General features: G+C 49.7%; 13 protein-coding genes, 1 tRNA gene and 6 pseudogenes. 7 read left to right on the top strand and 13 right to left on the bottom strand.

The genetic code is table 11. From position 1 onward, the window contains the following. Positions 1-169: 169 nt before the first annotated feature. The gene (locus MON37_RS11625) at positions 170-1,135 is read right to left on the bottom strand and encodes an IS30 family transposase (protein ID WP_242883604.1); all 966 of its coding nucleotides are present in this window, start codon (positions 1,133-1,135) and stop codon (positions 170-172) included. Positions 1,136-1,352: 217 nt separating this feature from the next. Between MON37_RS11625 and MON37_RS11620 the strand changes: the two genes are divergently transcribed. After that, on the top strand, positions 1,353-1,601 hold the full coding sequence (locus tag MON37_RS11620; RefSeq protein WP_039409609.1) for a BolA family protein: 249 nt from the start codon (positions 1,353-1,355) through the stop codon (positions 1,599-1,601). A 314-nt stretch (positions 1,602-1,915) separates the two neighbouring features. On the opposite strand, the gene efeB is transcribed toward MON37_RS11620, so the two are convergent. The 3 genes from efeB to efeU all read right to left on the bottom strand — a co-directional run bounded on the left by efeB (position 1,916) and on the right by efeU (position 5,750). Next, positions 1,916-3,184, bottom strand: coding sequence for an iron uptake transporter deferrochelatase/peroxidase subunit (gene efeB / locus MON37_RS11615; protein WP_039409592.1), 1,269 nt, complete (start codon positions 3,182-3,184; stop codon positions 1,916-1,918). A gap of 482 nt (positions 3,185-3,666) precedes the next feature. Continuing rightward, positions 3,667-4,839 carry an iron uptake system protein EfeO gene (gene efeO, locus MON37_RS11610; protein WP_039409594.1) on the bottom strand — a complete coding sequence of 391 codons (1,173 nt, stop codon included), beginning with the start codon at positions 4,837-4,839 and terminating at the stop codon, positions 3,667-3,669. A 74-nt stretch (positions 4,840-4,913) separates the two neighbouring features. Next, positions 4,914-5,750, bottom strand: coding sequence for an iron uptake transporter permease EfeU (efeU, locus tag MON37_RS11605; protein WP_039409603.1), 837 nt, complete (start codon positions 5,748-5,750; stop codon positions 4,914-4,916). A gap of 496 nt (positions 5,751-6,246) precedes the next feature. Between efeU and mltA the strand changes: the two genes are divergently transcribed. Next, entirely contained in the window at positions 6,247-7,569 is a 1,323-nt protein-coding gene (gene mltA / locus MON37_RS11600; RefSeq protein ID WP_039409606.1) for a murein transglycosylase A, read from the top strand. A 110-nt stretch (positions 7,570-7,679) separates the two neighbouring features. Here mltA and MON37_RS11595 read toward each other — a convergent pair. Continuing rightward, a pseudogene (locus tag MON37_RS11595) lies at positions 7,680-7,919 on the bottom strand (IS630 family transposase); the annotation flags it as partial. A 62-nt stretch (positions 7,920-7,981) separates the two neighbouring features. Between MON37_RS11595 and MON37_RS11590 the strand changes: the two are divergent. Then, a pseudogene (locus MON37_RS11590) lies at positions 7,982-8,989 on the top strand (IS5 family transposase). A 171-nt stretch (positions 8,990-9,160) separates the two neighbouring features. Here the strand turns inward: MON37_RS11590 and MON37_RS11585 are convergent. Continuing rightward, a pseudogene (locus tag MON37_RS11585) lies at positions 9,161-9,355 on the bottom strand (IS630 family transposase); the annotation flags it as partial. Between the two features lie 47 nt (positions 9,356-9,402). Here MON37_RS11585 and MON37_RS11580 point away from each other — a divergent pair. Beyond that, positions 9,403-10,250, top strand: a protein-coding gene (locus MON37_RS11580) for an IS630 family transposase (protein ID WP_242883686.1) whose coding sequence is annotated in 2 segments (ribosomal slippage) — positions 9,403-9,718 and positions 9,718-10,250 — 849 coding nt in all. Because the reading frame shifts where the segments join, the coding sequence is not laid out codon by codon here. Between the two features lie 2 nt (positions 10,251-10,252). Here MON37_RS11580 and MON37_RS11575 read toward each other — a convergent pair. Further along, positions 10,253-10,653: pseudogene (locus MON37_RS11575) on the bottom strand (IS630 family transposase); the annotation flags it as partial. A gap of 917 nt (positions 10,654-11,570) precedes the next feature. Between MON37_RS11575 and MON37_RS11570 the strand changes: the two are divergent. Further along, the gene (locus MON37_RS11570; RefSeq protein ID WP_070859338.1) at positions 11,571-12,377 is read left to right on the top strand and encodes an NlpC/P60 family protein; all 807 of its coding nucleotides are present in this window, start codon (positions 11,571-11,573) and stop codon (positions 12,375-12,377) included. A 568-nt stretch (positions 12,378-12,945) separates the two neighbouring features. Beyond that, positions 12,946-13,875, top strand: a pseudogene (locus MON37_RS11565) (IS5 family transposase); the annotation flags it as partial. Between the two features lie 147 nt (positions 13,876-14,022). Here the strand turns inward: MON37_RS11565 and MON37_RS11560 are convergent. The 3 genes and pseudogenes from MON37_RS11560 to MON37_RS11550 form a co-directional block, all read right to left on the bottom strand. Next, positions 14,023-14,496, bottom strand: a pseudogene (locus tag MON37_RS11560) (transposase); the annotation flags it as partial. A 199-nt stretch (positions 14,497-14,695) separates the two neighbouring features. Further along, positions 14,696-15,160, bottom strand: a complete 465-nt coding sequence (locus MON37_RS11555; RefSeq protein WP_039410455.1) for a CYTH domain-containing protein — start codon at positions 15,158-15,160, stop codon at positions 14,696-14,698. A gap of 63 nt (positions 15,161-15,223) precedes the next feature. Continuing rightward, positions 15,224-15,649, bottom strand: a complete 426-nt coding sequence (locus MON37_RS11550) for a CopD family protein (RefSeq protein WP_039410457.1) — start codon at positions 15,647-15,649, stop codon at positions 15,224-15,226. Positions 15,650-15,870: 221 nt separating this feature from the next. Between MON37_RS11550 and MON37_RS11545 the strand changes: the two genes are divergently transcribed. Then, positions 15,871-16,146 (top strand): hypothetical protein, encoded by a 276-nt coding sequence (locus tag MON37_RS11545; protein ID WP_039410460.1) that lies wholly within the window; start codon positions 15,871-15,873, stop codon positions 16,144-16,146. Positions 16,147-16,410: 264 nt separating this feature from the next. On the opposite strand, the gene MON37_RS11540 is transcribed toward MON37_RS11545, so the two are convergent. The 3 genes from MON37_RS11540 to rsfS all read right to left on the bottom strand — a co-directional run bounded on the left by MON37_RS11540 (position 16,411) and on the right by rsfS (position 17,679). Further along, positions 16,411-16,487, bottom strand: a tRNA-Met gene (locus MON37_RS11540). A 136-nt stretch (positions 16,488-16,623) separates the two neighbouring features. Continuing rightward, complete coding sequence (rlmH, locus tag MON37_RS11535; protein ID WP_009312525.1) at positions 16,624-17,094, bottom strand: 23S rRNA (pseudouridine(1915)-N(3))-methyltransferase RlmH; 471 nt, start codon at positions 17,092-17,094, stop codon at positions 16,624-16,626. Between the two features lie 198 nt (positions 17,095-17,292). Continuing rightward, positions 17,293-17,679 carry a ribosome silencing factor gene (gene rsfS / locus MON37_RS11530; protein ID WP_039410466.1) on the bottom strand — a complete coding sequence of 129 codons (387 nt, stop codon included), beginning with the start codon at positions 17,677-17,679 and terminating at the stop codon, positions 17,293-17,295. Between the last annotated feature and the right edge of the window lie 17 nt (positions 17,680-17,696).

Raw genomic sequence — 17,696 nt, 5'->3', positions numbered from 1 at the left:
AGTGAAACTTTACCTTTTATCTGAAAGCAATTTATATGCCAAAACCCTTTTGCCTGAATTCACTCATACTAAAAAAATGATATTTTTAAGTATCCGACATCCAAAAATAAGAAAAGAGGTCGTCTGAAAACGTTTCAGACGACCTTGGATTCGGATTTCAAGTGCAACACTAGGGTACCAGTGGTTGGAACAGATTTAAGAATAAAACACTTGGCGTTTCGTAGCCAAGTGTTTTTCTTGGCCGGTGGTTCAACTCATCTTGAACCCTGCGTATCTCCCGATCGCTGATGTTTCGGAAATCTGTCTGTTTGGGGAAATATTGCCGGATGAGTCCGTTGGTGTTCTCATTCAGCCCTTTCTCCCAAGAATGGTAAGGGCGGCAAAAATAGGTTTTCGCCTTCAAGGCTTTGGCTATTTTGGTGTGTTGGTAGAACTCTTTGCCGTTATCCATGGTGATGGTGTGGACTCTGGCTTTATATGCCTTTAATACCCTAATGGCCGCCCGGGCAGTGTCTTCGGCTTTTAAGTTCTTTAATTTGCAGATGATGGTGTAGCGGGTAGTGCGTTCGACCAAGGTCAATAACGCGCTTTTCTGATTTTTGCCGACGATGGTGTCGGCCTCCCAATCGCCGATGCGGGTTTTCTGGTCGACGATAGCAGGTCGGTTTTCTATGCCGACGCGGTCGGGCACTTTGCCTCTGGTCCATGTGCTGCCGTAGCGTTTGCGGTAGGGTTTGCTGCATATTCTGAGATGTTGCCACAAAGTGCCGCCGTTGCTTTTGTCTTGGCGGAGGTAGCGGTAAACGGTGCTGTGATGGAGTGTGATCCCGTGGTGTTTATGCAGGTAGGCACATACTTGTTCGGGACTGAGTTTGCGGCGGATAAGGGTGTCGATGTGTTGAATCAGCTGCGAATCGAGTTTATAGGGTTTTCGCCGGTGCTGTTTGGTCAGTCGGCTTTGCCGTTGGGCTTTATCGGCGCTGTATTGCTGCCCTTGGATGCAGTACCGCTTGATTTCTCGGCTGATGGTGCTTTTGTGGCGGTTGAGCTGTTTGGCGATTTCGGCGATGGTGCAGTGGCGGGACAGGTATTGGATATGGTATCGTTCGTCTTGGGTCAGTTGTGTGTAGCCCATGGCAATCTTTCTTGCAGGAAAGGCCGTATGCTACCGCATACTGGCCTTTTTCTGTTATGGAAAGTTGCACTTCAAATGCGAATCCGCCGACCTTTGTAAATCTTATGTTAATTCAATATTAATGAATAACTTTTAAAATACTATCCTCAGCAAGTTGGCGATGTTTGACGGCATTATTCTGTATAATGCCGCAATGTTTTTGAAACAAGGAATACAAATGCTTACCCCAGAACAAGTCAAATCGCTGATTGAAGGCGTCGCCGCTTGCGAACACGTAGAAGTCGAAGGCGACGGGCATCACTTTTTCGCCGTCATCGTTTCTTCCGAGTTTGAAGGCAAAGCCCGCCTCGCCCGCCACCGCCTGATCAAAGACGGTCTGAAGGCGCAACTGGCCAGCAACGAATTGCACGCGCTGTCGATTTCCGTTGCCGCCACGCCTGAGGAATGGGCGGCGAAGCAGCAATAAGCCGTACAGCAGACAAGAAAAAGGTCGTCTGAAACCGGAATTAGGTTTTCAGACGACCTTTTTGCTTTGCCCTATCCGTTACCAGCCGCCCGTAGCGTGGGTTCTACCCACGAATAAACAGAGAGGATTAGATTCGGATGTTCGGATGGAAGGTCGTGGGCGAAGCCTACGCTACGGGTTAGCTTATTCTGAATTTGTGCCCATTTGACGGAAAGGTCGTCTGAAAACCGGAATACTTGGTTTTCAGACGACCTTTTTCAGGGAGAGTTTGACGCATAAAACCTATGCACCGTCAGGTTTCAGACGACCTGTGTTCACGCGCTGAGCAGGCTTTGGGCGAGGAAGCCGCCTTTTTCTACACCGGGGAGGATGAAGAAATAGCCGCCGCCGAAGGGGCTGATGTATTCTTCCAGCGGTTCGCCGTTGAGCAGGTTTTGGACGAAGATGAAGCCGTCGGCGAGGTTGGCTTGGTAGCAGATGAAAATCAGGCCGACGTCGAGCTGGCCGTTGGCGGCGAGGCCGCGGGAGTAGTTGAAGGCGCGGCGGTAGAGCAGGTGTTTTTTCATGAACTCGGGGTCGCGCGGGTTGGCGAGCCTCATGTGGCTGTCTTTGGGGGTGGTTTTGCCCTCGGGGTCTTTGGCGAAGTCGGCGGTGTCGCTCTCTTTTTTGCCGTCCATAGGGGCGCCGCTGTATTTGCGGCGGCCGAAGATTTCGGTTTGTTCCTGCAAGGGGGTTCTGTCCCAGAATTCGACGAAGTGGCGGATGAGACGGATGGCTTGGTAGCTGCCGTTTTTCGCCCAGGCGGGTTCGTCTTGGCTGTTGGCGGCGATGCCTGTCCAGAGGACTTGGTCGGCAATTTTGGGATCGGATACGTCGGGGTTGCCGGAACCGTCGCGGAAGCCTAAGAGGTTGCGGGCGGCGATGGCGCCGGGTTCGGCTTTGGGCAGCCAGCCGTCTATGCTCCAGCGGATGACGGCGGTTTGGGCGGTGTTTTTGATGATGTCGCGCAGGGCGGCTTGGCAGGTTTCGGGGGTGAAGGCGCAGATTTGGAGGCTGAGGTCGCCGTCGCACCATGATTTTTGGAGGCGGTCGTTGGGGAAGTCGCGCATTTCTTGGAGGTGGCGGGGTTTTTTGTCTTTGAGTCCGAAGCGGTCGTCAAAGAGGCTGCTGCCGACGCCGACGGTGATGGTGAGGCCGTCGGGGCGGAATGTTTTGCCGAGCAGGCCGCTGCCTGCGGGGGGGAGTTTTTCGTCGCCGTCTTGGTATTCGCCGCCTTGGGTGAGGAATTCGATGCGGGCGGTGAGGGTGCGGAAGAGGTTTTCGAGTTGTTTGGGGTCTTTGGCGGTTACGTCGAAGGCGCACATGATGCCGAAGAGTTGGTGCGGGGTGGTGATGCCGGCCTGGTGGGTGCCGTAGCAGGGGTAGGCTTGCGGGGAGTGTTCGTTGAGACGGGTCTCGGCGGCGGTTTCGCCTTGTTGTTTGCCGGCGAACCAGCCTGCCGCGCCGGCTGCGCCTGCGGCAAGGACGGTTTTGAATAGGGTGCGTTTGGTCGGTTGGGCGGGTTGTGAGTTGTCTTGGCTCATGGTGGAGTCCTTTGCGGGGATTCGGGCTGCGGTATGTACGCGGTTGTTTTGTTTAAGTTTGCTATTTTGAATTTTCAGACGACGTTTAAGGTCGTCTGAAAACTTTGAATCATCGATCAATCGAATAAACGGTAAGGGATGCGCGATTTCCGCGTGCGTGGCTGCGCCACACACCCTACCTGTTCTTCTACCGGAGGATTAGCGGACCTCCGAAATGCTTGCATTTGGGGCAAACCAAACTTTCTCAGAAATCTAATCTTGGAACGGCGATACAGCTAACCCGTTTAATTTTTGATACGGCTGTCAGCAGGGCAGGTTGGGTTGGCAAACCCGACCCAGCCTACGATTTCTGTATTCGGGTTTTTCGTGGGCAAAGCCCACGCTACGGCCTTTCCCTTTCCGTGGGAGAGGGCATCAGCGATTAGTTTTCAGACGACCCCTTGTATTTCTTCAAAAGGTCGTCTGAAACGGGCGGGTCAAGTTTATTTGAGGCCCAGTGTGCCGCGCAGTTGGCTCAGGTCTTCGGCAAGGGCGTTAATTGGTGCCTGAAGGGTTTTGCGGTCTTCGTCACTGAGTTTGTCGTAGGTTTCAAAGCCGTCTTTGGTTTTGTATTTGGCGAGGATGTCGGTTACTTGTTTGAAGTTGGCGTCGACTTTCTCGAGCAGGGCTTTGTTTTTCTCGGCAATCATCGGACGGAAGAGTTCGACGATTTTTTGCGCGCCTTCGATGTTGGCTTGGAAGTCGCTCAAGTCGGTGTGGCTGTAACGGTCTTCTTCGCCGCTGATTTTGCTGCCGGCAACTTCTTCAATCAACACTGCCGCGCCGCCGACGACTTTGTTCGGCGGGAAGGAGAGGGCGTCGATTTCTTTTTGCAGGGCTTCAACGTCTTTCATGAGTTTGTCGGCAATGTCTTTCACGCCGGATACGTCTTTTTTGACCCACAGGGCGTGTTCGATGCGGTGGAAGCCGGTGAAGGCCGCGTCTTCGGTTTTGTCTTTGAAGTCGTCTTCACGCGCGTCGATGGCGGGGTCGAGTTCGTTGAAGAGTTCGGCAATCGGCTCGATGCGTTCGTAGTGGGTGCGGGTGGCGGCAAACAGGGATTTGGCTTTTTCGATGTCGCCCGCTTTGACGGCGTCAGTGAAGGCTTTGGTTTTGGCAACCAGCTCTTTGGCTTCGCCTTGGACGTAAACTTTATAGTCGGCAAGCGGTTTGGCGAGTTTTTCCAAATCGGCTTCGTTGCCGGTGTCTTTAAAGCCGCTGTCGGTTACTACCAACTTGCCGCGCGGGTTGGTCAAGAGGCCGCAGGTCATTTCGTATTCGCCCGGCAGCAGGGTAACGGTCATTTTGTCGGAAAGTCCGGGGGCGATGTTTTCGCGTTCGTCAACCACCATCACGCCTTTGAGGATTTCCCATTCGAGCTTGCGGCCGCTGTTGTTTTTGATGTTGAACACGACTTGTCCGCTCGGTACGGTCAGTTCCATCGGTTCGCAGGCGGTGTCGTTCACGCCGACATTGACGGTGCCGTCGGCATTCGCGCTTGATGCACCCGATGCACCTGACGCGGCAGGCGCGGATTTTTCCGCTTCGGGCGGCTGACACGCGGTCAGACCCAAAGCCAGCATCACGGATAAAGCAGTTATATTGAGTTTTTTCATTTCAAACCTCTTTGGCATGTTGATAAGAATGGGATACGGAATTTTTAAGCGCCACTAGGGGCTGTCGACAGTCCCTAATGGTTTTCAGACGACCTCTGCACCGCGGCGGGCCTGCTGCCGTGCAGAAACCAAATCATGACCGGAACCAAATACAGCAGCCACGCCAGCACCTCGCCCTGCGTCGGGTGGTCGGTATAGCCGAAGAAGCCGCCGAGCAGCACGCCCAGCGGGCTGTCTTCATGCAGGTATTTGGAAGAATCAAACACTACCTCTTGCAGGTGGTTCCACACGCCCGCCTCATGCAGCGCGCGCAGCGAACCGGCCACCAAACCGGCGGCCACCACAATCAAAAACGCGCCCGTCCAGCGGAAAAACTTCGCCAGATTCAGACGCATACCGCCCTGATAAATCAGCGCGCCGATGACCACTGCGGCCAGCAGCCCCAATACCGCGCCGACGGGCATAGACCAAGTCGGACTCTGCTGAAACACCGCCAAGAGGAAAAACACACTCTCCAGCCCCTCGCGTGCCACAGCCAGAAAAGCCATGCCGACCAAAGCCCAGCCTTGACCGTTGCCGCGGTTTAAGGCCGTCTGAACCGAATCCTGAAGCTGCTGCTTCATCGAACGGGCGGCTTTTTTCATCCATAAAATCATATAAGTCAGCATCGCCACCGCCACCAAACCGATAACGCCGACCACAAATTCCTGCTCCTTCTGCGGAATCTCGCCCGTTGCCGAATGGATGCCGTATCCGATGCCCAGACACATCAGCGCAGCCAAAGCCACGCCCAGCCACACCTTAGGCATCAGCCGCGAATGTCCCGACTGTTTCAAAAAACCGGCGACGATGCCCACAATCAGGGCGGCCTCGATGCCCTCGCGCAGCATAATCAAAAAAGCAATCAACATATATAAAACAAACCTTAAAACTAAATATCCAAAACTAAACCATTTATTCTTTTACCCAAGCCGTTTCACCCGCCGCCTTATCTATTCTATTCGGCTGCAATAAATCCTCTCCAAGAAAATTCAGACGACCTTATGCCTAAATATTTATAAACCGATAATTAAACAAATGCAAATAATTTTTATTTTTAAGTAATAAACACAGTTACGAATGTTAACAAGGAAATGACGAAAGTATCGGACAAACGTACTTTTCCAGTCCGTCTCCCAACAGCCGATACGGCAGTTAAAATATATCCCGTCCATCAACAATAGCCGCCACAACACACAAGGTCGTCTGAACACCCGCCCCATCCGTTTTCAGACGACTTCACGCCTTGAGTCAAAGCAGGCGGACAAACTGTGTTAGAATCCCAAGCTCTTGAATAAACGGACCAATATCCCGTCTGCAAACCACGTTCTCATCCACCCGATTTCAGACGACCTTTAAGACAGCATTATGAAAAAACACCTATACCGCATCACACTCCTCACCATCGCCGCAGCCGTCCTTTCTGCCTGCCCGAGCAAACGCATCAAAAACCTCCCCGAAGTCGACACCACCACCGTCAAAGGCCCCGACCGCCCCACCGGCACGCCCGACCCTGCAGGCACCACCGTCAGCGGCGGCGGCGCAACCTACACCGTCGTGTCCCACCAAGAACTGCCGCACTGGAACACCCAACACTTCGTCAAAAGCCTCCAATCCTTCCGCTTAGGCTGCGAGAAACTCAAAAACCGCGCAGGCTGGCAAGACGTGTGCGCCCAAGCCATGCAGACGCCCGTCCACCATTTCCAAGCCAAGCATTTCTTCGAACGCTATTTCACCCCTTGGCAAGTCAGCAACAACGGTAACCCCGCCGGCACCATCACCGGCTACTACGAGCCCGTCCTGCTCGGTGATGACAAAGCCACCAGCAAAGCCCGTTTCCCCATCTACGGCATCCCCAACGACTTCGTTTCCGTCCCACTGCCCGCCAATTTGAGAGGCAGCAAAGCCACCGTCCGTATCCGCCAAACCGGTGCCAACAGCGGCGTCATCGACAACAGCGGCACACACACCGCCGACCTGTCCCAATTCCCCATTACAGCCCGCAGCACCGCCCTCAAAGGCAGGTTTGAAGGCAGCCGCTTCGTTCCTTATTACACCCGCAACCAAATCAACGGCGGCGCGCTCAATGGCAAAGCTCCCATCCTCGGTTACGCAGAAGACCCCGTCGAACTTTTCTTCATGCACATCCAAGGTTCAGGTCGTCTGAAAACCCCGTCCGGCAAATATATCCGCGTCGGATTTGCCGACAAAAACGAACACCCCTACGTCTCCATCGGACGCTACATGGCGGACAAAGGCTACCTCCCCCTCTCACAAACCAGCATGCAGGGCATCAAAGCCTACATGAAGCAAAACCCCGGCCGCCTCGCCGAAGTCTTGGGACAAAACCCCAGCTACGTCTTCTTCCGCGAACTGACCGGCAGCAGCGAAGCCGGCCCGGTCGGCGCATTGGGCACCCCGCTCTTGGGTGAATACGCAGGCGCCATCGACCGCCACTACATCACCTTAGGTGCGCCGCTGTTTGTCGCCACCGCCCATCCGACCACCAAAAAAGCCCTCAACCGCCTCATCATGGCGCAAGACACAGGCAGCGCCATCAAAGGCGCCGTCCGCGTGGACTACTTCTGGGGCTACGGCGACGAAGCAGGCGAAGTTGCCGGCAAAATGAAAACCACAGGCTACGTCTGGCAACTCCTGCCCAACGGCATGAAACCCAGCTATCAGCCTTAAAATCGGCTAATAAAGTCAAAAGGCCGTCTGAAAACCATTTTTCAGACGGCCTCACGCTCGAAAACACATATTTTACCCGCCAAACCGCGGCGGCTGTTTTCTTTATATAGTCAATTAAAATCAAAATAGGACAGTAACGCATCGTCAAATCGGGCGTAATCAGACAAAACGGTTCGCAGATTCCGCTTAATATTCGTCCACACCTTCTCAATCGGGTTGAGCTCAGGTGAATAAGGTGCAAGAGGCAATACCTTATGTCCCAATTTTTCCGCCATTTCCCGTAAGACACCCATACGGTGAAATCGTGCATTATCTAAAATAATCACCGATTTTTGAGTCAATGCAGGCAGAGACCTTTGCAAAATTCCCCAAAATCCCCTAAATTCCCACCAAGACATTTAGGGGATTTCTCATGAGCACCTTCTTCCAACAAACCGCACAAGCCATGATCGCCAAACACATCGACCGCTTCCCACTATTGAAGTTGGATCAGGTGATTGATTGGCAGCCGATCAAACAATACCTGAACCGTCAAAGAACCCGTTACCTTAGAGACCACCGAGGGCGTCCCGCCTATCCCCTGTTGTCCATGTTCAAAGCCGTCCTGCTCGGATAATGGCACAGCCTCTCCGATCCCGAACTCGAACACAGCCTCATCACCCGCATCGACTTCAACCTGTTTTGCCGTTTTGACGAACTGAGCATCCCCGATTACAGCATCTTATGCCGCTACCGCAACTGGCTGGCGCAAGACGACACCCTGTCCGAATTGCTGGAACTGATTAACCGACAACTGGCCGAAAAAAACCTAAAAGTAGAGAAAGCATCCGCCGCCGTCATTGATGCCACCATTATTCAGACTGCCGGCAGCAAACAGCGTCAGGCCATAGAAGTCGACAAGGAAGGACAAGTCAGCGCCCAAACCACACCGAGTAAGGACAAAGATGCCCGCTGGACAAAGAAAAACGGCCTCTACAAACTCGGTTACAAACAACATACCCGTACCGATGAGGAAGGCTATATCGAGAAACTGCACATCACTCCTGCCAATACCCATGAGTGCAACCATCTGTCCCCTTTGTTGGAAGGCATTGCCGAAGGTACGACCGTCTATGCCGACAAAGGCTACGACAGTAAGGAAAACCGGCAACATCTGAAAGAGCATCAGTTGTTAGACGGCATTATGCGCAAAGCCTGCCGCAACCGTCCGCTGACGGAAGCGCAAACCAAACGTAACCGATATTTGTCGAAGACCCGTTATGTGGTCGAACAAAGCTTCGGTACGCTGCACCGTAAATTCCGCTACGCCCAGGCAGCCTATTTTGGTCTGTGTAAAGTGAGTGCGCAAAGCCATCTGAAGGCGATGTGTTTGAACCTGTTGAAAGCGGCTAACAGGCTAAGTGTGCCCGCTGCTGCCTAAAAGGCGGCCCGGATGCCCGATTATGGGGCGTCCGGGGAAGATTAAGGGGGTGTTTGGGTAGAATTAGTGGATATTTGAAACGAAAACAGCCGAAAAACTGTGTTTGGGTTTCGGTTGTCGAGGGAAGGGCTTTTTTGCAAAGGTCTCAGGCAGTAGGCATTGCTGAAACTACGCTTCAAAAAAGACTCCGGTCATCGTATTTTGATAAACCATCGGAGCAATCAGCCGGTTGCCGACTTGTGCGGACACCAGAGATAAGCGTTGGTATCTTTTTCCGCTTATCTGCGCTTTCACTATTTGCCCTCTCAGGCTGCGGGCATAGGGACGGAACAGGTAGCGGTCAAATCCTGTTTCATCCAAATATAGTCAATTAAAAACAAAATAGTACAATACTCAACTTTGAAGGTCTAACCATGGCATACTCTGCGGACTTAAGAAACAAAGCTTTAAACTATTACGAACAATGCAAAAACATCAGCCAAACCGCAGCAACGTTTAATTTGTCAAGAAACACGCTTTACCTGTGGATTCGCCTTAAAAAACAAACAGGCAGCCTAAAACATCAAGTTACCGGTCTAAATGCCGTAAAATTGGATAGGCAAAAACTGGCTCAATATGTTGAGCAGCACCAGGATGCCTATCTGCATGAAATCGCCAAACATTTTGATTGTACGCCAGCCGCCGTTTGCTATGCACTCAAACAGATGGGGATGACGCGCAAAAAAAGACCACCACTTACAAAGAACAAGACCCGGCCAAAGTAACGCATTATTTGACACAGCTGGCCGAATTTTCCGACTACCAACGTGTTTATTTGGATGAAACAGGATTTGACCGCTACCTGTTCCGTCCCTATGCCCGCAGCCCGAAAGGGCAAATAGTGAAAGCGCAGATAAGTGGAAAAAGATACCGACGCTTATCTCTGGTGTCCGCACAAGTCGGCAACCGGCTGATTGCTCCGATGGTTTATCAAAATACGATGACCGGAGTCTTTTTTGAAGCGTGGTTTCAGCAATGCCTACTGCCTGCATTGACTCAAAAATCGGTGATTATTTTAGATAATGCGCGATTTCACCGTATGGGTGTTTTACGGGAAATGGCGGGAAAATGGGGACATAAGGTATTGCCTCTTGCACCTTATTCACCTGAGCTCAACCCGATTGAGAAGGTGTGGGCGAATATTAAGCGGTATCTGCGAACCGTATTGTCTGATTACGCCCGATTTGACGATGCGTTACTGTCCTATTTTGATTTTAATTGACTATAAACACGTTGGTAGTCGGAAAATTCGGCCAGCTGTGTCAAATAATGCGTTACTTTGGCCGGGTCTTGTTCTTTGTAAGTGGTGGTCTTTTTTTGCGCGTCATCCCCATCTGTTTGAGTGCATAGCAAACGGCGGCTGGCGTACAATCAAAATGTTTGGCGATTTCATGCAGATAGGCATCCTGGTGCTGCTCAACATATTGAGCCAGTTTTTGCCTATCCAATTTTACGGCATTTAGACCGGTAACTTGATGTTTTAGGCTGCCTGTTTGTTTTTTAAGGCGAATCCACAGGTAAAGCGTGTTTCTTGACAAATTAAACGTTGCTGCGGTTTGGCTGATGTTTTTGCATTGTTCGTAATAGTTTAAAGCTTTGTTTCTTAAGTCCGCAGAGTATGCCATGGTTAGACCTTCAAAGTTGAGTATTGTACTATTTTGTTTTTAATTGATTATATCAACAACTGCCTGTTTACGCCTGAAAAATTGTAAATTACGTCATAATTTCGCACAGTTAATATGCAATAAGATTAAAATTTGTTGCAATGCATAAAGGATATTGTAGGTGGTCACTCTGCTGACTTGGTATCGCCGAACCAGAGAAGTAACGATGATTTTATTCTGTGGATAGACTCACTAAACAGCTTGACGTTAGTGAGATGTGAGGTAGGTATTCTTATGAATTTTCATGACAATATTGTTTTTCAAATACTGTGAATAACGCTACTGGTTTCTACACCTGATATTGAGTAAAAAGGAAAAATCAGAAAGTTTTTTCATTTTGAAATGGTATTGGGCATAAAATTTATGTAACTTATGCTATTGCAAAGGTTTCTTACTGTGACCCATTCAATAATTGAAAACATCCACTGATGTCTAACACGTCGTAATTGCTTAACCTATCAGTATGCATTATGTGGAAACCAAGTTTATGTGCAATTAAAAAAGGAGGGGCTGTTGTTTTATAAAGATACAACACCCACTATGATAATGCTAAGGAGATAAGCAATATTTTGTATTATAGAGAGAAGTTAACTATCTCAGGAATGAATATCGGCAAAAAAGAGCTATTATTAGTGTTATTAACTGAGCATGCTAAATTTACTTTTAAAGATACAGATAGGTGTATCAATATGGGAAATTTTGCAATACAATAGAAGAAAGCCAGTTCAGCGGAGGATAAGTACCAGCTGTTAGTATAGTAAACGATAATTAGGCTACAGTCATGCTGATAGGTGTTTGTGTAATAGAGTAACACAACATTAATCCAAATTCCCAAAGATTGGATTATCTTAAATGAAACATGAAAAAAGGAATTTATAATGTCTGAAATTCAAGAACGCCAAAACCAAAGGATTATCGGGTTTGCAGAAGCTAATTTTTCAAAGAGTACACATGAGTATGGGCGACATGATTTAGCTGGTCGCTCAGCCAATAGTAGAGGTGAAAAAATTGATCCCTCTCGTTTTAATGAAGATAAAGACCATGATGGAAGAAAAGGGGTTGATTGTTCTTCCTTAGTTTATTATTCATTACATGGTGCTGGGTTTAACCTTAAAAAATCAGCAGGTGAATTTACAACGCACACGTTATTTCAAGGGAATAAACTAACTGGTTATGCTAAAGAAAATTTTGATGTACTGCCTAGTTCCGCTAAAACTGATGGTAGCTTGAAACCAGGTGACTTACTGATGATGACGATGCCTAACGGTGCTCAACACATTGCCATTTTCAAAGAGTATGATGAAAAAGGTCGTATCCATTTTTTTGGTTCACAAACATCAACAGGCCCTGCTGAAGTAGTGATGACAGGGAATAGTTATTGGGATAATAAAACAATTTTTCACGGAGCGTTAAGAGCGAAGGAAAATTTCATTAAACCTGAGATGAAGCCACAGGTGGAGGAAACTAAACAACAATCAAAATTTGAAGAGCTGAGTGCTATGCTTAAGGGCTTAGTAAGTGATGCCGACGGTTCATACGCTAGAAAGGTTCTTGCAGACAATTCTGATGAGGTAGCTCGTTTTAATCAAATAGCTAATGAGCGTATTGAACAGGAAAAAGTCCAAGAATTAGCCGTTCAGGAAAATAAAAACGAACAACAGAGAGGTTTTTCTCGATCTTTATGATAAAATAATAAATAACCTAAAATTTTTCTATGGATAACCCATAGAGAACTTAATATTTATTTTTATGTTATAAAGAAAATTTGAGATTATAACTAAAAAGTATCTTAAAAGCTGTGCCATATACCCAAAGCGACTCTTAAGAAAATTGGTTGCTTTGGGGATTTCTAACTTTGAATAACGTTCGACAGTAGATAACAAATCCATGTTTCCTCTCAAACTAAAATATATTGAGAGACCTTTGCAAAATTCCCCAAAATCCCCCAAAATCCCCTAAATTACCACCAAGACACTTAGGGGATTTCTCATGAGCACCTTCTTCCAGCAAACCGCACAAGCCATGATTGCCAAACACATCGACCGCTTCCCACTATTGAAGTTAGATCAAGTGAGACCTTTGCAAAAATAGTCTGTTAACGAAATTTGACGCATAAAAATGCGCCAAAAAATTTTCAATTGCCTAAAACCTTCCTAATATTGAGCAAAAAGTAGGAAAAATCAGAAAAGTTTTGCATTTTGAAAATGAGATTGAGCATAAAATTTTAGTACCCTATGTTATTGCAAAGATCTCCAAGTGATTGATTGGCAACCGATCGAACAATACCTGAATCGTCAAAGAACCCGTTACCTTAGAGACCACCGCGGCCGTCCCGCCTATCCCCTGTTGTCCATGTTCAAAGCCGTCCTGTTCGGACAATGGCACAGCCTCTCCGATCCCGAACTCGAACACAGCCTCATCACCCGCATCGATTTCAACCTGTTTTGCCGTTTTGACGAACTGAGCATCCCCGATTACAGCACCTTATGCCGCTACCGCAACTGGCTGGCGCAAGACGACACCCTGTCCGAATTGCTGGAACTGATTAACCGACAACTGACCGGAAAAAACCTAAAATTAGAGAAGGCATCCGCCGCCGTCATTGATGCCACCATTATTCAGACTGCCGGCAACAAACAGCGTCAGGCCATAGAAGTCGACGAGGAAGGACAAGTCAGCGGACAAACCACACCGAGTAAGGACAAAGATGCCCGTTGGACAAAGAAAAACGGCCTCTACAAACTCGGTTACAAACAACATACCCGTACCGATGAGGAAGGCTATATCGAGAAACTGCACATCACTCCTGCCAATACCCATGAGTGCAACCATCTGTCCCCTTTGTTGGAAGGCATTGCCGAAGGTACGACCGTCTATGCCGACAAAGGCTACGACAGTAAGGAAAACCGGCAACATCTGAAAGAGCATCAGTTGTCAGACGGCATTATGCGCAAAGCCTGCCGCAACCGTCCGCTGACGGAAGCGCAAACCAAACGCAACCGATATTTGTCGAAGACCCGTTATGTGGTCGAACAAAGCTTCGGTACGCTGCACCGTAAATTCCGCTACGCCCAGGCAGCCTATTTTGGTCTGTTCAAAGTGAGTGCGCAAAGCCATCTGAAGGCGATGTGTTTGAACCTGTTGAAAGCGGCTAACAGGCTAAGTGTGCCCGCTGCTGCCTAAAAGGCGGCCCGGATGCCCGATTATGGGGCGTCTGGGGAAGATTAAGGGGGTGTTTGGGTAGAATTAGTGGATATTTGAAACGAAAACAGCCGAAAAACTGTGTTTGGGTTTCGGTTGTCGAGGGAAGGGCTTTTTTGCAAAGGTCTCGGCCTGACGCTGTTTGCTGCCGGCGGTCTGAATAATGGTGGCATCAATGACGGCGGCGGATGCTTTCTCTACTTTTGGGTTTTTTTCGGTCAGTTGTCGGTTAATCAGTTCCAGCAATTCGGACAGGGTGTCGTCTTGCGCCAGCCAGTTGCGGTAGCGGCATAAGGTGCTGTAATCGGGGATGCTCAGTTCGTCAAAACGGCAAAACAGGTTGAAATCGATGCGGGTGATGAGGCTGTGTTCGAGTTCGGGATCGGAGAGGCTGTGCCATTGTCCGAGCAGGACGGCTTTGAACATGGACAACAGGGGATAGGCGGGACGGCCGCGGTGGTCTCTAAGGTAACGGGTTCTTTGACGGTTCAGGTATTGCTCGATCGGCTGCCAATCAATCACCTGATCCAACTTCAATAATGGGAAGCGGTCGATGTGTTTGGCGATCATGGCTTGTGCGGTTTGCTGGAAGAAGGTGCTCATGAGAAATCCCCTAAATGTCTTGATGGAAATTTAGGGGATTTCGGGGAATTTTGCAAAGGTCTTGGGACGAACTTCAGGTCGTCTGAAACCTACTTTCAGACGACCTTTTTGATTCTCAACCAAGCCTTTTTCCGTGGGCAAAGCCCACGCTACAATCCGCATCCAGTATCGGCGGCGTACCGTTATTCCCCCAACCCGCCTACCAAGTCGAATAAGGATGCTTGCTCAAATACGCATTGGTAAATTTTCCTTCCGACGTAATCTCCGCGCCCAGCCAGTCCGGTTTTTCAAACGGTGTATCTTCCGCAGGTAGCTCGACCTCCGCCACCACCAAAGGCGCGTTATCGCCGAAATACTCGTCGATTTCAAACACAAAGCCATTAAATTCCACCCGATAACGGTGTTTTTCCATCTTAAACGGACACATCGTCTCCATCATCTGCTGCGCGTGCGCCAAAGGAATTTCGTATTCAAACTCGCTGCGGCTGACATCCGAAATATAGCCTTTCAAAGTCAACCAAGCCTTATCGTCAATAATGCGCACGCGGATGGTGCGCTCTTTTTCCACGCTCAAATAGCCCTGCTGCAACACTTGCGGCGCAGAGGCTTCGCGCTTCCAGTCATCGTTTTTCAACAGGAAGCGGCGTTCGATTTCAATAGTCATCTGTTTGATTCCAATATAAAAGAAGGTCGTCTGAAAACAGGTTTTGCAGGTTTCGCACACACCTTAAAACGGCTTGAACACCACCATATACAAAGCGACGACCATCATCAATACAGGCACTTCGTTAAACACCCTGTACCACTTGTGCGAATGCGCATTGCGTTTTTCCTCAAAACCGCGAAGCAGCGCGCCGCAATAAAATTGATAAGCCAAAAGCAGCAGGCCCATCGACAGCTTCACATGCAGCCAGCCCTGCCCCCACCAGCCCGTCACAAACGGAATCACAATGCCGCACACCAGCGTCCCGAACCCCAACGGCGACATAAACTTATACAGCCGCCGCGCCATCGCCGAGAGCCGCTCATATTCCACCGGCTGCTCCGCCGCTTCGACCTGCGCCAGATTCACAAAAATCCGCGGCAGGTAAAACAGTCCGGCGAACCACGAAATCACAAAAAACACATGCAAGAGCTTAAACCACAAATACATTTTCAGACGACCTCACGCTCGAAAACGCGTATTTTACCCGCCAAACCGCAGCGGCTGTTTTCTTTATGTCAACGACTGTCTGTTTTATACCCGAAAAATGGTAAATCACATCATAATTCCAGACTGTTTATATGCAATAAGATTAGATTTTGTTAGAATGCATATGTAATTAAACTAATATACCCACTCCCCGCGGGAAAAACACAAAACGGAAAGAAAACATGATTAAGCAATTTGAAATCAGCACCAGCGTTCAAAAACAACTCGGCGACTACCTTGCCGCCAACCAGACCGACCTCAAAACCGCCATGGCGGACGAAACCCGCAACGGCGAAGTCGCCGCCATCATCCATGCCGGCCTGCCCATGATGGTGCGCAAAATCTATTCTCTGGAAAAAATGAAAAACTTCTTCTGGACGAAAAAAGAACTGATGGTCGAATTCGTCGCCATGCGCCTTGCCACCGCCGAAAAGAAAAACGCCAAGAAAAAACGTTAAGCCGTTGCGGCATATTGAGAAAAAAGATTGAAGGTCGTCTGAAAGTTTTCAGACGACCTTTTACAATACGGCATAGCCGGCCCGTTTACATCGATACCGCTTATTTGTCGGCGCGCCATTTCCGCCCCACCTGCGCGAGGACAGAGAATGTATCAAAAATAAACGAACCGGTCATAACGCCTTCCCGCAGCAACCAACCTGTTTGCCGTTTTACCGAAATGGCGGGCAACAAAAAACCCTCGGAAAACCGAGGGTTTTTAAAATTGGTTGCGGGAGCAGGATTCGAACCTACGACCTTCGGGTTATGAGCCCGACGAGCTACCATGCTGCTCCATCCCGCGTCAGAAGCTAAAACTATACTTTCATTCCGGGAAGGTGTCAAGGATTTTCTTGATTAAATTGTTTGTAACAAAAAATTCCTATAACTTCAAGTAATTACTTTTAAGCCGAAAAGCCTGCCTATGGGTACGGCTTTTGTCATTCGCGGTGGTAGGGATGGTTGTGGAGGATGGAAACGGCGCGGTAGAGCTGTTCGGTCAGCAGGACGCGCACCATGCCGTGCGGGAGGGTGAGGCTGGAGAGGCGCATCATCATGCGGGCTTGTTGTTTGAGGCGGTCGGTCATGCCGTCGGCGCCGCCGATGACGAAGCAGACGTGTTCGCCGTTTTGCTGCCAGCTTTTGAGGTGTTCCGCCAGCTCGACGGAGGTCGGGGCTTTGCCGCGTTCGTCGAGGACGATGAGGAATGCGCCTTGGGGGATGGCTTCGAGGATGCGTTTTTCTTCCGCCGCCATGCCTTGTGCGGCGTTGACGCCTGCGCCGCGTTTTTCGGGTTTGATTTCTTTGAGGGTGTAGGCGACGTCGCGTCCGAAGCGTTTGGCGTATTCGCCGACGGCTTCGTCCACCCAGCGGGGCATTTTGGTGCCGACGGCGAGGACGGTGATGTTCATGGGTTTCCTTGGTCGGATGGGGTCGTCTGAAAGGTTTCAGACGACCTTTTGGTTTGAATGATGTTGAAACGGGATTCTTGAATCCGATATTTTTATTGTTCGGTCAAGGGGTCGTCTGAAAGCTTCGGTTTGGGCAAAAAGGGGGTAGGGCGTGCGCAATAAAGCCGTCTGTATGCACAGACGGCTTGGGGTGATGGCTTAGTCGGCGGCGTGCCAGGGTTTTTGCGCACCGGCGTGGAAGCTGGGTTTTTCGCCGCCCCAGAGGGTGTCGATGTCGTAGAAGTCGCGGACGGCGGGCAGCATGACGTGGACGACGAGGTCGCCTGCGTCAACGAGCGTCCATTCGCCGCTGTCGCCTTCGGTGCTGAGGATTTCGAAGCCGGCTTCTTTGAGGCTGACGGCGACGTTGTTGGCGAGGGCTTTGACTTGGCGGGTGCTGTCGCCGCTGGCGATGATCATGCGGGCGAACAGTGAGGTTTTTTCTTGGGTTTCGAGGACGGAGATGTCTTTGGCTTTGATGTCTTCGAGGGCTTCGACGGCGGTTTCGACCATTTTTTGCAGGTCTTGCAGTTCTTGTTCGTTCATTGTTTTCCTAATGGTGG

The sequence above is a fragment of the Morococcus cerebrosus genome, assembly GCF_022749515.1.
Lineage (GTDB): Bacteria > Pseudomonadota > Gammaproteobacteria > Burkholderiales > Neisseriaceae > Neisseria > Neisseria cerebrosa.
Note: the sequence above shows the minus strand (reverse complement) of the source record. Positions and strands in the feature narration are given on the sequence as shown.

Bases quoted from the DNA above. Each gene is read 5' to 3' on its own strand.
- MON37_RS11625 (WP_242883604.1), bottom strand. From the start codon at position 1,135: ATGGGCTACACACAACTGACCCAAGACGAACGATACCATATCCAATAC.
- MON37_RS11620 (WP_039409609.1), top strand. From the start codon at position 1,353: ATGCTTACCCCAGAACAAGTCAAATCGCTGATTGAAGGCGTCGCCGCT.
- efeB (WP_039409592.1), bottom strand. From the start codon at position 3,184: ATGAGCCAAGACAACTCACAACCCGCCCAACCGACCAAACGCACCCTA.
- efeO (WP_039409594.1), bottom strand. From the start codon at position 4,839: ATGAAAAAACTCAATATAACTGCTTTATCCGTGATGCTGGCTTTGGGT.
- efeU (WP_039409603.1), bottom strand. From the start codon at position 5,750: ATGTTGATTGCTTTTTTGATTATGCTGCGCGAGGGCATCGAGGCCGCC.
- mltA (WP_039409606.1), top strand. From the start codon at position 6,247: ATGAAAAAACACCTATACCGCATCACACTCCTCACCATCGCCGCAGCC.
- MON37_RS11570 (WP_070859338.1), top strand. From the start codon at position 11,571: ATGTCTGAAATTCAAGAACGCCAAAACCAAAGGATTATCGGGTTTGCA.
- MON37_RS11555 (WP_039410455.1), bottom strand. From the start codon at position 15,160: ATGACTATTGAAATCGAACGCCGCTTCCTGTTGAAAAACGATGACTGG.
- MON37_RS11550 (WP_039410457.1), bottom strand. From the start codon at position 15,649: ATGTATTTGTGGTTTAAGCTCTTGCATGTGTTTTTTGTGATTTCGTGG.
- MON37_RS11545 (WP_039410460.1), top strand. From the start codon at position 15,871: ATGATTAAGCAATTTGAAATCAGCACCAGCGTTCAAAAACAACTCGGC.
- rlmH (WP_009312525.1), bottom strand. From the start codon at position 17,094: ATGAACATCACCGTCCTCGCCGTCGGCACCAAAATGCCCCGCTGGGTG.
- rsfS (WP_039410466.1), bottom strand. From the start codon at position 17,679: ATGAACGAACAAGAACTGCAAGACCTGCAAAAAATGGTCGAAACCGCC.